At 70.9% G+C, this 12,450-nt stretch carries 10 protein-coding genes; 4 read left to right on the top strand and 6 right to left on the bottom strand.

Features of this window, described 5'->3' with window-relative positions:
* On the top strand, positions 1 to 834 hold an 834-nt coding region (locus tag D7V77_RS34990), incomplete at its 5' end, for a hypothetical protein (RefSeq protein WP_120580610.1).
* A gap of 143 nt (positions 835 to 977) precedes the next feature.
* Positions 978 to 1,496 carry a hypothetical protein gene (locus D7V77_RS34985; RefSeq protein WP_120580609.1) on the top strand — a complete coding sequence of 173 codons (519 nt, stop codon included), beginning with the start codon at positions 978 to 980 and terminating at the stop codon, positions 1,494 to 1,496.
* Here D7V77_RS34985 and D7V77_RS34980 read toward each other — a convergent pair.
* The 5 genes from D7V77_RS34980 to D7V77_RS34960 all read right to left on the bottom strand — a co-directional run bounded on the left by D7V77_RS34980 (position 1,465) and on the right by D7V77_RS34960 (position 8,845).
* Positions 1,465 to 2,775 carry a PAS domain-containing sensor histidine kinase gene (locus D7V77_RS34980; RefSeq protein WP_120580608.1) on the bottom strand — a complete coding sequence of 437 codons (1,311 nt, stop codon included), beginning with the start codon at positions 2,773 to 2,775 and terminating at the stop codon, positions 1,465 to 1,467. The two genes, D7V77_RS34985 and D7V77_RS34980, sit on opposite strands and share 32 nt — an antisense overlap.
* A 197-nt stretch (positions 2,776 to 2,972) precedes the next feature.
* The gene (locus D7V77_RS34975; protein WP_233597420.1) at positions 2,973 to 4,379 is read right to left on the bottom strand and encodes a sigma-54 dependent transcriptional regulator; all 1,407 of its coding nucleotides are present in this window, start codon (positions 4,377 to 4,379) and stop codon (positions 2,973 to 2,975) included.
* Positions 4,380 to 4,421: 42 nt separating this feature from the next.
* Positions 4,422 to 6,842, bottom strand: coding sequence for an ABC transporter permease (locus D7V77_RS34970; protein ID WP_120580606.1), 2,421 nt, complete (start codon positions 6,840 to 6,842; stop codon positions 4,422 to 4,424).
* A 15-nt stretch (positions 6,843 to 6,857) separates the two neighbouring features.
* Positions 6,858 to 7,592, bottom strand: a complete 735-nt coding sequence (locus D7V77_RS34965) for an ABC transporter ATP-binding protein (protein ID WP_199733941.1) — start codon at positions 7,590 to 7,592, stop codon at positions 6,858 to 6,860.
* A gap of 8 nt (positions 7,593 to 7,600) precedes the next feature.
* Positions 7,601 to 8,845 carry an HlyD family secretion protein gene (locus D7V77_RS34960; protein WP_120580611.1) on the bottom strand — a complete coding sequence of 415 codons (1,245 nt, stop codon included), beginning with the start codon at positions 8,843 to 8,845 and terminating at the stop codon, positions 7,601 to 7,603.
* A gap of 218 nt (positions 8,846 to 9,063) precedes the next feature.
* Here D7V77_RS34960 and D7V77_RS34955 point away from each other — a divergent pair, with 218 nt between their 5' ends.
* Entirely contained in the window at positions 9,064 to 10,152 is a 1,089-nt protein-coding gene (locus tag D7V77_RS34955) for a hypothetical protein (RefSeq protein WP_120580604.1), read from the top strand.
* Between the two features lie 6 nt (positions 10,153 to 10,158).
* Here the strand turns inward: D7V77_RS34955 and D7V77_RS34950 are convergent, their stop codons facing one another.
* Positions 10,159 to 10,734 (bottom strand): hypothetical protein, encoded by a 576-nt coding sequence (locus D7V77_RS34950; RefSeq protein WP_120580603.1) that lies wholly within the window; start codon positions 10,732 to 10,734, stop codon positions 10,159 to 10,161.
* A gap of 38 nt (positions 10,735 to 10,772) precedes the next feature.
* Between D7V77_RS34950 and D7V77_RS34945 the strand changes: the two genes are divergently transcribed.
* Positions 10,773 to 12,341, top strand: a complete 1,569-nt coding sequence (locus tag D7V77_RS34945; protein WP_120580602.1) for an AMP-binding protein — start codon at positions 10,773 to 10,775, stop codon at positions 12,339 to 12,341.
* The last annotated feature ends 109 nt before the right edge of the window (positions 12,342 to 12,450 follow it).

Genomic DNA, 12,450 nt, shown 5'->3' with positions numbered 1-12,450 from the left:
GTGCCGGAGACCGGCGACACGCTGGAGCTGCTCGCCGACGACGGTTCGACGATTCCCCTGCTGCCCACCGCCCCGGAGCCCCTGCTGTGGGTCACGTCCGGCGGCGAGCTGCTCTGGCGGCAGAAGGGCACGGAGTCCCCATGGACGCCGAGCCCGTACGTGCTGGAGGACTTCGCCGCGCCCCAGGTGCGGCTGCGCGCCGCCAGCATGGGCTCGTGGTTGTTCTCTCCGCTGGGCGGTGAGTCCAGCTCCGTCTATTTCCGGCAGGAATGGCGCACCGGCGCCGAACCGCTGCCCGCAGGGACGCTGCGCCCCATCAGTCGCGGCGCGACGTGCGAGCCGTCCTTTCCGGATGTCTGTCCATGGACGGATGGCCTGCTCACCCCGGTGGACTTCTGGGAGAAGGAGACCGACCCCCGCTTCCACAACGTCGTCATCACCCTGCCCCAGCCGGCCCTGCCGCGCCGCGCGGTGGTGCGCGGGCTGTACTACCTGCAAGGCAGGGGCGGTAAGGATTGGCTCGTCCTGGAGGGCAGTGTTGACGGCGAACAGTGGCAATCCCTGGCGCGCGTCGTACTGCGGGACATGAGCCCGCTGGAGCAGTCCCTGCGCGATGCGACGTTCGGCCTCTACACCGAGCCTGCCGAGGGGGCATCTCCCTATGGGGACGGGATGCTCCGCCTGGGCGTCCAGGAGCCCGTCTTCCAGGACGTGCCCCTCTCCAGCACCGGGCCCGTGCGCTTCGTGCGGCTCTCCGTGGAATCTCTTGGCTACGACGGAACCTCCCCACCTGCTGAGTTCTATACCCTCTCTGAATTGTCCATCTTTGAATAGTCATTACGGATGACCATCCAACCCCCGGAAGTTGCTTGTCTGGGTGGAGCCTGGGAGTCCTGCCCAATCAAATAAATCAAGAAATAAAGGGCGAACCGTTCTTCACCTGCAGCACCGCTCATTCGTGCCCGAGGAGGGCCCCGATGATTGCGCTGACCTGGACGTATGGGCAGCTCCTCAAGGGATTGACGGAGCGGGTGCGCCGGGTGCTGCTGGTGCAGGTGCTCATCCTGGCGCCGAGCTTCGGGGTGCTGGAGCTGGACCCATGGGGTCCTTCGCACCGAGGGCTTTCCCTGACACGTCTGGCGCTGTGGGGCTGCGCCGTAGGGCTGTTGTGGGCCCTGCACCGGTATGCCTTCGGGCGCTCGCGGGTGGCTTCGTGGCAGCGCGTGGTGTGGGTGACGGCGCTCTGTTGGCTGGGGCAGTGGCTGGGCGGCTTCGTCGCGCTGGAGGCACTGCCGCGCTCGCTCCAGCAGTGGTCCGAGGCGCGATGGATCCACGTGGGCTTCACCGTGCTGTTCTTCTGGGCGGCGACCGCGCTGCTCTACCGGCTGGCCGCGCCCATGCCGGAGCCTGAAGCCGTTCCCGCCGCGCCCACGGGCCCCCAAGCCCCGTCCGGCAAGAAGCGCTTCACGCGCGCGGAGCGTCCAGCGGGAGCCTGAGCCTCGCGCGGCAGCCTCGGCCGTCCGTGCGGTTCTCCAGGCGAAGGCTGCCTCCGTGCGCTTCGGCGATCTGCCGGCTGAGCGCCAGGCCGATGCCACTGCCCTGGGGCTTGGTGGTGAAGAAGGGCACGAAGAGGTTCGCGGTGTCCGAGAGGCCGGGGCCCTCATCCTCCACCCAGACCTCCACCGCGCCCGGCGAGTGCACCGCCCAGGAAACCCAGACACCGCCCACGCCCTCTTCCGACAGGACCGCGTCCACGGCGTTGCGCACCAGGTTGATGAGCAGTTGCTCCAGCTGGTCTCCATCTCCGGACACGGTGAGGACGGGGCCAGGGCGCACGGCGACGGGGCGGCGCGGCTCCAGGGCCACCACTCGCCGCACCCAGGGCTCCACTTCGACGGGGCCCAGCGTGGGTGGAGGCAGGCGCGCGAGCCGCGCGTGGGCGGACATGAAGCGGGACAGCGCCTCCGCTCGGCGGGCGATGATGCCCAGGCCGTGACGGGTGTCCTCCTCCCAGTCCGCGGGGCGCGGCACCTGGGTGACGGTGTCTCGGAGGGCGTCCGCGATGGATTGGATGGGGGTGAGGGAGTTGTTGATCTCGTGGCTGAGCACGCGGACCAGCCGGCGCCAGGCTTCGCGCTCTTCTTCACGCAATGCCAGACGCAGGTCGGTGAGCACGACGAGTTGGTGGGGCTGGCCGCCTTCGCGGAAGGTGCCTCGCCACAGTTCGTAGGGGCCGCCGTCCTGCTGCGTGAAGACTCGCGTGAGGCGGCGGGGGGCGGGGCCTTCCAGCAGGTCGCTCCAGCCGAGGGCTTCGGCGCGCTGGCCCAACAACTGCGCGCGCGGCAGACCCACGAGCCGGGCGCCCGCGCGGTTCACCAGCTTGAGGGTGCCGGAGGCGTCGAAGGCGAGCACCGCGACGTCGATGGCCTCCATGATCTGGCCCAGCAGCGCGCCGGCCTCCATCGCGCCCAGCCGCTGTTCGCGCAGGGTGTCGCCCAGGGCGTTGACCTCCAGGAGCACCTCACCGAGCGGATCGCCCGCGCGCCCGCCCCTGCCCCGCACGGAGTAGTCCCCTTCGCGCAGGGCGGCCAGCAGGCCCGCGACGGTGTGCAGGGGGCGCACGACGCGCTCTCGGAGCGCCAGACAGGCTCCGGCGTGGATGCCCACCACCAGGACGGACAGCGTCCAACGCACCTTGGCGGTGAAGTCCCCCGTCCAGAGGAGCGCGAGCGTGACGAGGACCGCGGGCAGACCCGCGAGGACCGCGAGCCACATCACTCGAAGGTCGTACGGCACGCGTGCCGTGGGTTCGTGCGCATCCTGCGCGTGCTCCGTGATGCGCGGGTCGTGCGGCGCCGGAACCTGCCGCGCCTCCGAGTGCGCAGTGCCGCTCGGGGCGTTCGGCGATGGCGCCCCGCGCTCCTCCTCGTGCGTCGTAGCGCTCGGGCCTTGCGGCTCCGGGGAACCGCGTTTCACCTTGCGCCCTTGATGCCGTAGTACTGGAGCCGCCGGTAGAGCGCGCTGCGCGACAGGCCCAGCGCCTTCGCTGCTTCGCTCACGTTGCCGTCATGCCGGCCGAGGGCGCGCTCGATGAGGTAGCGCTCCACCTCCTCCAGCGTCATCTCCTCCAGGCGCGTGCTCCCTCCGCCCGGCGGGCCCATCCGCTTGAGCAGCAGGTCCTCCGCCTCCACGCGGTCCCCCACCGCCATCAGCAGCGCGCGCTCCACCGCGTGCTCCAGTTCGCGCACGTTGCCCGGCCACGGATACGCGATGAGCGCCTCCAGTGCTCCCGGTGCCAGGTGGATGTTGGGACGGCCGTAGCGCTGTCCCTGCGCCGCCAGGAAGTGCGTCGCGAGCAACGGGATGTCCTCGCGCCGCTCCCGCAGCGGCGGCAGCTGCACCTCCACCGTGTTGAGCCGGTAGAGCAGGTCCTCGCGGAAGCGGCCCTCCGCCGCCGCCCGGCCCAGGTCCACGTTCGTCGCGCTCACCACTCGCACGTCCACGCGCCGCGTCCGTGACGAGCCCACCGGGTGCAACTCCCCCGTCTGGAGCACCCGCAGCAACTTCGCCTGCTGCGTGAGCGGCATGTTCCCAATCTCATCCAGGAAGAGCGTGCCGCCGTCCGCCAGTTCGAAGCAGCCGATGCGGTCCGCCTTCGCATCCGTGAAGGCTCCCTTCACGTGACCGAAGAGCTCGCTCTCGAAGACGCCCTCGGACAGGCCGCCGGAGTTCACCGCGACGAAGGGCCGGTCCGCGCGAGTGCTCGCCGCGTGGAGGAGCCGCGCCACCACCTCCTTGCCCGTGCCGTGCTCCCCCGTCACCAACACCGGCGCGGACGACGGCGCCACCCGCTCGATGAGCCTGCGCACCGGCAGCATCGCCCGTGACTCGCCCACCAACGGAGAGCGTCCGCCCTGCTCGCGGCGCAGGTGCTGGTTCTCCTCCTCCAGCCTCCGTCCGCGCTTCAACGCCCGGGACAGCTCCAGCTGCGTGCGCAGCGTGGCCAGCAGGCGCGTGTTGTCCCAGGGCTTCTGCACGTAGTCGCGCGCGCCCAGGCGCATCGCCTCCACCGCGCCCTCCACGCTGCCCCACGCCGTCATCACCACCACGGGCAGCAGCGCGTCCCTCGCGCGCAGCTCGCCCAGCAGGTCCAGGCCCTCGCGCCCGGACGTGGTGTCGCGTGCGTAGTTGAGGTCCATCAACACCAGCTCCACGTCCTCCGCGTCCAGCGTGGCCTTCACGCCCGCGGGGGACTGCGCGCTCACCACCGTGTAGCCGTCGCGCTTGAGCAACAGCCGCAACGCCTCCAGCACGTCCGGCTGGTCGTCGGCCACGAGGATGCGGGTGGTACGCGGAGAGGAAGCGGTGGGTTCGGACACGGAGGACGCCACGGTGATGAACTGTGCCAGAAAGGAGGGAGGTCAGTCGGCCCGGAGCGCGATGATGGGGTCCACTCGCGTCGCCCGTCGAGCAGGCAGCCACGACGCCCCCAGCGCCACCCCCGTCAGCAGCAGCGCGACCCCGCCGAACGTCCACGGGTCGTCCACCGACACGCCATACAGCAGCGACCCCAACAGCCGCGCCAGTCCCAAGGACAGGCACAGCCCCACCGCCACGCCCGTGAGCGACAGCCGCAGGCCCTGCGCCAGCACCAGCCGCAGCACGTCGCCTCGCGCCGCGCCCAATGCCATGCGGATGCCCAGCTCCCGCGTGCGCTGCGTCACCGAGAAGGCGATGACGCCCGACAGCCCCAGCGCCGCGAGCAGCAGCGCGACGCCCGCGAACAGGCCCATCACCAGCGCGGACAACCGCCGGGGGCCCGTGGACTGGTCCATCCGCCGCGTGAGCGAGGACACGTCGAACAGCGGCAGGTCCGCGTCCACCGCGCGCACCTCCGCCTCCACCTGGGCGCGCAAGGCCTCCGGGTCCCCGGACTTCACGCGCACCGCCAGGCCCATGTACACGGACGGCAGCTGCGACAGCGAGTAGTACGCCGCCGGGCGCGCCGGCACGTCCAGGCCCCACTCGCGCAGGTCGTCCACGACGCCCACCACCGTGGTCCACTGCATGTCCTGGCCGTGCAACTTCAACCGCTGCCCCAGCGCGTCGCCCTTCGGCCAGAAGAGGTTCGCGAAGGAGCGGTTGATGACCACCGCCCAGGGCGCGTCCGGCCCATCCGAGTCCTCCAGCAACCGGCCCTGCCGCAGGTGGACGCGCAACGCGTGCAGGTAGCCGGGGGTGAGGGCGCGGAACTCCACCGCCTTCCACAGCTCGCCCGGCTGACGCGGACGCCCGTCGATGTCGAAGCTGTTGTCCATGGCGCCCCCCAGCGGGAGCACGTTCGTCAGCCCCGCGGACTCCACGCCCGGCAGCGCCTGGAGCCGGGGCAACAGGGCCTGCAGGAAGGCCGCCTGCTTCGGCCGGTCCGGGTACTGCACCTTCGGCAGCGCGAGCGCCCCGGTGAGCACGCCTTCGGACTCGAAGCCCGCGTCCACGCGCTGGAGCGCGAGGAAGCTCTTCACGAACAGGCCCGCGCCCACCAGCAACACCAGCGCGAGCGACACCTGCGCCACCACCAGCGCGGCGCGCAGCCGGCTCGTGCGGTGGCTTCCCGTGGCTCGTGCGCCTTCACGCATCGCCGCGTGCAGGTCCACGCGGCTGGCCTGGAGCGCGGGCACCAGCCCGAAGAGCACACCCGTGAGCACCGACACCGCCAACGTGAAGAGCACGGAGGCCACGTCCAGCTTCACGCCATGGGCCCGGGGCAGACCCTCGCCCACCGTGGCCACCAGCGCGTCCGTGCCCCACAGCGCCAGCAGCAGCCCCACCGCGCCCGCCACCAGCGACAACACCAGGCTCTCCGTGAGGAATTGCGCCACCAGCCGCATCCGGCCCGCTCCCAGCGCCGCGCGGATGGACACCTCGCGGCCTCGCGACACCGCCCTCGCGAGCAGCAGGTTGGCCACGCTGGAGCACGCCACCAGCAGCACGAAGCCCACCGCGCCCCAGAGCAGCCACAGCGTCTCGCGGACCCCGCCCACCACGTGGTCCTCCAGCGACTTCACGCTCATGGACCACCCCGCCTGCTTGTACTGGTCCACCAGGTCCGCCGAGCGCGCGTTGCCCATGCGCACCAGGTCCGCTCGCGCCGCGTCCAGCGTCACGCCTGGCTTGAGCCGCGCCATCACGCTCAGGAAGCGGTTGCCGCGCCGGGACTCCTCCTGCTGCTGCGGCGTGGGCGCGAAGGGCAACACGACCTCCGTGTCCTCCGGGTAGACGCCACCCGGAGGCAGCACGCCCACCACCGTGTGCGGCACACCGTCCAATCGCAGCTCACGCCCCAGCACCTCCGGGTCCCTCGCGAAGTGCGTGCGCCACGCGGCGTCCGTGAGCACGACGACCTTGTCCTGACCCGGCGTCTCCTCTTCTTGCGTGAAGCCCCGGCCCAGCACCGGCGAGACGCCCAGCGTGGGCAGGAACGACGCCGTGGCGATGACGACGCGCAGGCGCCGGGGCGACTCCGCACCGGTGAGCGTCATGTCGTCGGGCCGGAAGGCCGACAGCGACGTGAAGGCCTTCGTGTGCGTATTCAGGTCTCGATACTCGGGGATGGAGTTCGACACCTCTTTGAGACCGAAGGCGTCGAAGTTCGGGGCCAGCAACACCAGCCGCTCCGGCTGGGTGAACGGCGGCGGAGTGAGCAGCACGCCCTTCACCACGCTGAACACAGCGCTGTTCGCGCCGATGCCCAGGGCCAGTGTCAGCACCGCCACCGCCACGAAGCCAGGGGCGTTCTTCAGGGAGCGCCACGCGTAGCGCAAGTCACCGAGCAGGTGTTCCATGGCCGTGTCCCCGCTTCAGCGCAGCTGTTCGTCCTGCACGACGCGGCCGTCGAACAGGCTCACCGTGCGCGTGGCGATGCGCGCGTGCGCCGGGTCGTGCGTCACCATGCAGAGGGTGGAGCCCGCCTTGTGCAGGTCGGACAAGAGCTGCATCACCGCCTCGCCGTTCTTCGAGTCCAGGTTACCGGTGGGCTCGTCCGCCAGGAGGATGAGGGGGTCTCCCGCCACGGCGCGCGCCACCGCCACGCGCTGCTGCTGACCGCCGGACAGCTGCCCCGGCAGGTGCCGCGCCCGGTGCGCCATGCCCACGCGCTCCAGGGCCCGCTCCACGCGCTGCTTGCGGTCCTGCGCGGGCAGTCCCCGGTAGGTGAGCGGCAGCTCCACGTTCTCGAAGACGGTCAGGTCGCCGATGAGGTTGAAGCTCTGGAAGATGAAGCCGATGTGCTGGTTGCGCACCTTCGCCCGGTCCGTGGGCGACAGCTCCAGCACGCTCCGGCCATCCAGCAGGTAGCTGCCGCGCGTGGCGGTGTCGAGCAGCCCCAGCACCGCGAGCAGCGTGGACTTGCCAGAGCCGGACGGGCCGACAATGGCCACCCATTCGTTCTGACGGATGGTGAGCTGGATGTTGGAGAGGGCGTGCGTCTCCACCTCCTCCGTCTCGAACACCTTGGTGAGCCCATCGAGTTGGAGCAGCGCTTTGCCCGGCACCGCACCCGGGGCCACGGCCTTCGCATCGCGGTCGTTCGTCATCGTCGTCATCATCGCAGCCTCACGCGCTCCACCGCATCCCACGCGGTCATGTCCGACAGCACCACCTGATCGCCTTCTGAAAGTCCCTGCACGACCTCCACCGCGTTCACCGAGCCGCGGCCCAGCTTCACGGGGATGCGCACCGCCTCGTCGCCTCCGGGCAGCAGCCGGAAGAGCGCCAGCGTGCTCTCCGACTGGGCTCCCGCCGGACGGCCCACGGACAGCACGTCGTCCAGCCGCTCCAGCTCCACGGTGCCCTCCACGGTGAGGTCCGGACGGGCGCCCTTGGGCAGCGCGTCTGGCAGCGACACCTCCACGCGCACCGTGCCCTGGCTGGCCGCGGGGGCCACTCGCGCCACGGTGCCCTCCACCACGCCGTTGCGCGTGTCCACCTGCGCCTTCAGCCCCGGGAGGATGTCGCGCGCCTGCGTCTCCGCGATTCTCAGCTCCGCCTTGAGCCGCTCCGGCTTCACCACCTTGGCCAGGAGCACGCCGGGCGTCACCCACTGGCCCAGCTCCAGCGGCAGCTCCTGGAGCACGCCGTCCTCGCCCGCGAGCACCTTCATGGACTCCACCTGCTGACGGCGGAAGCGCGCCACGGCCTTCAGCCGCTCCACCTGCTCCTGCTGTGAAGCCAGACGCTGGCGCAGGCTCTGGGACATGACGTCCAGGCGCTGGCGCTCCAACTCCAGACGCTGGCCCGCCTCCTGCGCCTTCTCCTGCGCCTGGCGCGTCTCCAGGTCTCCGACGAAGGCCTTCTGGAAGAGCGTCGCGTTGGCCTGGGCGCGGCGGGTGGCGTCAGCGGACTCGGCGGTGAGGGCGGCCACGGCGGCCTGCTGGGACAGCCGCTGCGTCTGGAGCAGTTCGCGCAGCTCCAGGTAGTCGCCCTCGGCGCTCGCGAGCTGGCGTTCGGCCTCCAGGGCCTGGAGCTGCACGTCCGGGTTGGACAGCTCCATCAGGAGCGTGCCCGCGGTGACGGTGGCGCCGGGCTTCACGTGGATGCGCTCCACGCGGCCGGCGGTGTCGGCGGTGAGCCAGCGGATGGATTCGGGCACCAGCGAGCCGGTGCCCTTCACCTGGCGCACCAGCGGGCCGCGCTTCACCGTGTCCAGCCACACCGAGGCCTTGTCCACGGTGGGCGCGGCGGGGCGCAGCCGGGACAGGCCCACCGTCACCGTCACGAGCGCGGCGAGGCCCAGGGCGGCCAGGAGGTAGGGTTTGCGGCGGGGTGCTCGGGCCTTCGGGATGTCCACGCCCCGGGCCATAGCGAGCCGTGTGCCAGCGCTTCGAGCCGGGCCAAGTGCCCGGAAACACGAGGGTGGCGCAAGGGAGGCCGGCGGCGTTGACCGCTTGCGCGAAGGGCGCGTCCCAGGAACGGACACCGCGAAGAAGTGTGCTGAGGGTGAATAGAAACAGCGTCAGGCCGTCTGCTTGCTCGATTCAATTCCCACACAATTTCGAGGAACACCCCATGCGCTCCACCGCCCTGCGGACGCGCGCCGGCATCCTGCTGGCCGCCACCCTTCTGCCCTTGTCCGCCTTCGCCGATGCCCTGTACCTCCAGCTCACGGACGTGGGCAGCGAAGTGGACGCCAGCGGGCTGACCGCGAGCACCGTGGCGGAGCGCACGCGTTACGGCATCGAGGAGGCGCTGAAGAGCGCCACCACGGAAGCCATCCTGATGGACCCCCAGCACGAGGGTTCGCCCGACGTGACGGTGAGCGCGAAGGTGACGCGGGCCGGGGAGAAGTACCGGCTGACGTATCAACTGGCCACGACGCACGCGCCGGTGCGCACCAAGACGCTGTCGTACGACTTCGCCAATCCCAGCCTGAGCGACAAGGGCTCGGTGGTGATGGCGCAGGCGGTGCTGGCCGAGGCCCAGAAGCTGGAGGCCGCGAGCCAGGAGATGCCGGTGGCGACGGGCGAGGTGCCCGCCGCGGCGGACTCGGACTCGCTGGTGTCGGAGCGTTCGAGCAACGACGCGTCCCGTTATGAGGGCATGGCCGGGGACTCGATGGGGCGCGAGACGGAGAGCCCGCAGCTGCCTCCCCGGCGCGGTGGCCGGACGAACCTGGACCTGGGCCTGGCGTTGGGCTTCAACAGCCCGTCCGGCATCTTCGGCGGCGAGCTGGAGTACCGGGTGGCGCCCATCCTGGGGCTCAACCTGAGCGCCGGCACGGGCGCCTGGGGCTTCCGCGTGGGTCCAGTGGCGCGCCTGTATCCGCTGGGCGAGGTACGCACGAGCCCGTTCCTGGAGGCGGGCATGAGCTTCAACATGGGCACGACGTCGTCGACCCGGCTCACCATCGGCGACGAGTCCGAGGTGTACACGACGGAGAAGCTGTTCACGCCGGTGGCGACGCTGGCGGTGGGCATGCGTCAGTCGATGGGCCCCATGTACCTGGGCCTGCGCGCGGGCTGGGGCTTCCGCCTGCGTGAGGACAACTGGACCACGTCGGACGGCCGCGACCCGAACCTCTTCGACGCGCTCGATATCGGCACCAGCCAGCACGGCGGATTCCTGTGCAGCGTCACGCTGGGCATGTCGATCTTCTAGGCAGTGCTACGGGCGGGGCGCGGGAGCCGGTGAGCCCGCGTCCTGCCAGGAGCGCGGCAGGAACGGGGAGGGCCCGTCGCCCAGCGCTTCTGGAGACGCGGTTCCGGGCTCTCCGGGCGTGGCGGACACGCCGGCATCCCCGGGCTTCGTGACATCGGGCTGGCCGTCGAGGAGCCGCCGGAGGATCCGGCCGTCCCGGTGGATGGCGTAGCTCGCGCCGGAGTCCAGCGCGGGATGTGCGCGGCCACAGGCCTTCGGATCTTCATCGATGCGGATGAAGATGACGTCGCCCTGCCGGACGACGCGGTACTGCTGAGATTCCCAGCGGCTTCCACAGGACACGGTGGTGTCGTGCGGGGGGCGCAGGTCCCGGGCAGCGACGGTGAGTGCTCGCAGGGTGTCTCCATCCAATTCGTACACCGTTCCTTCGGTCCCCAGCGAGACAGCGGGTTGCGCGAAGAACGGCGGGAAGGTGATGGAGGGGTCCTCCTCGTGGTTCGAGGGCGACGGCGCGGCGGCTCTCATGCAGCCCGCCAGCACGAGCGAAGAGACCAGGATGGAATGGGTCCTTCGCACGGACATGCGCTCAGCGTATCCGGTCCCGGGTAGGCTCGCGCGCCATGCCGTCCTCCCTGCTTGAAGTGTTCCTGGACCATGCCCGTCACGAACCCTCTCGCCCGTTGCTCTCCTTCGAGGGGACCACGTACACGCGAGGACAGCTGGCGGAGCGGGTCACCGCGTTTGCTCGCGGACTCAAGGCCCGAGGACTGGCTGCTGGTGACCGCGTCGCGCTCTTCCTGGAGAACAGCGACGCGTTCGTCGTCACCTGGCTGGGTGTCCAGGCCGCTGGCTGCGTCGCCGTGCTCGTCAACACCGCGTACCGCCAGGTGGAGCTGGCCCACATCCTCTCCGACGCGGAGGTGAAGGTCTGCGTCACCGGCACCTCTGGCGCCTCGGAGCTCGCGCCGCTGCGTGACCAGCTCCCGTCCCTGCAATGGCTCATCACCGTGGAGCCGCCTTCCCCCGGGCTCCCCGCCTCCCTTCCCTCCGTGGCGTTCCAGGACGTGATCACACAGGGGGCCGCGTCCACCGCGTCCCTGCCCCTGCCTCGCGCGGAGGACCTCGCCGTGCTGGGCTACACGTCCGGCACCACCGGCCGCTCCAAGGGCGCCATGCTCCAGCACCGGCAGCTGCTCTCCAACGTGCGCGCCGTCACCGAAGCCTGGCGCTGGACCGACGCGGATCGGCTCCTGCTCACCCTTCCCCTCTTCCACACCCACGGCCTCATGGTGGGCCTCCACGGCACCCTCTTCACCGGCGCCAGCGCGGACCTGCGCCGCCGCTTCGTCGCTTCCGAAGCGCTCACCGCCCTGCATGACGATGCGTCCCTCACCCTCTTCTTCGGCGTGCCCACCATGTACGGCCGCCTCCTGGAGGAGTCCCGCCGCACCGGCGTGACGCCGCGCCGCTTGCGCCTGTGGGTCTCCGGCTCCGCCCCCTTGAGCCCCCAGCTGTGCCTGGACATCGAGGCTCGCTTCGGCGCCCGCATCCTGGAGCGCTACGGCATGACCGAAACGATCATGAACACCACCCAGCCCTACGACGGCGAACGCCGCCCCGGCACCGTGGGCATGCCCTTCCCCGGCCAGGAGGCCCGCGTCGTGGACGTGCGCTCCCGCCAGCCCCTGCCCCGCGGCGAAACAGGCGAAATCGAAGTCCGTGGCCCCCACGTCTTCACCGGCTACTGGCGCCGCCCGGACGCCACCGCCGAAGCCTTCGACGCCGAGGGCTGGTTCCGCACCGGCGACCTGGGCGAATGGGACCCGGACGGATTCCTGCGCATCACCGGCCGGGCCCGGGAGCTCATCATCAGCGGTGGCTTCAACATCTACCCCCGCGAAGTCGAAGAGGTCCTCACCGCGCACCCCGCCGTCGCCGAGGCCGCCGTCCTGGGCCTGCCCGACCCGGACTTCGGTGAGCAGGTCGTCGCCGTCATCGTCCCCCACCCCGGCGCCTCCACCGACGCCCAGGCCCTGGTGGACTGGTGCCGCGAACGGCTCGCTGCCTTCAAGAAGCCGCGCCGCGTCGTCTTCACCGACGCCCTGCCCCGCAACGCCCTCGGAAAGGTCCAGAAACACATCCTCAAGGAGCGCCTGGCCGGCTCCCAGGCCACATCCACCGCCACCTGACCAACAGAACGCACACCGTCCCCTGGCCGAACTGGCGCGCGGACCTACCTTCTCGGGCGAGAGAAAATGGAGCCACCGCCTGAAGTCCGACACCGCCCGCATCCCGTCC

The organism is Corallococcus sp. CA041A (assembly GCF_003612075.1).
GTDB lineage: Bacteria > Myxococcota > Myxococcia > Myxococcales > Myxococcaceae > Corallococcus > Corallococcus exiguus.
The sequence above is the reverse complement of the archived record's forward strand: the minus strand, read 5'-3'. Positions and strand labels throughout refer to the sequence as shown.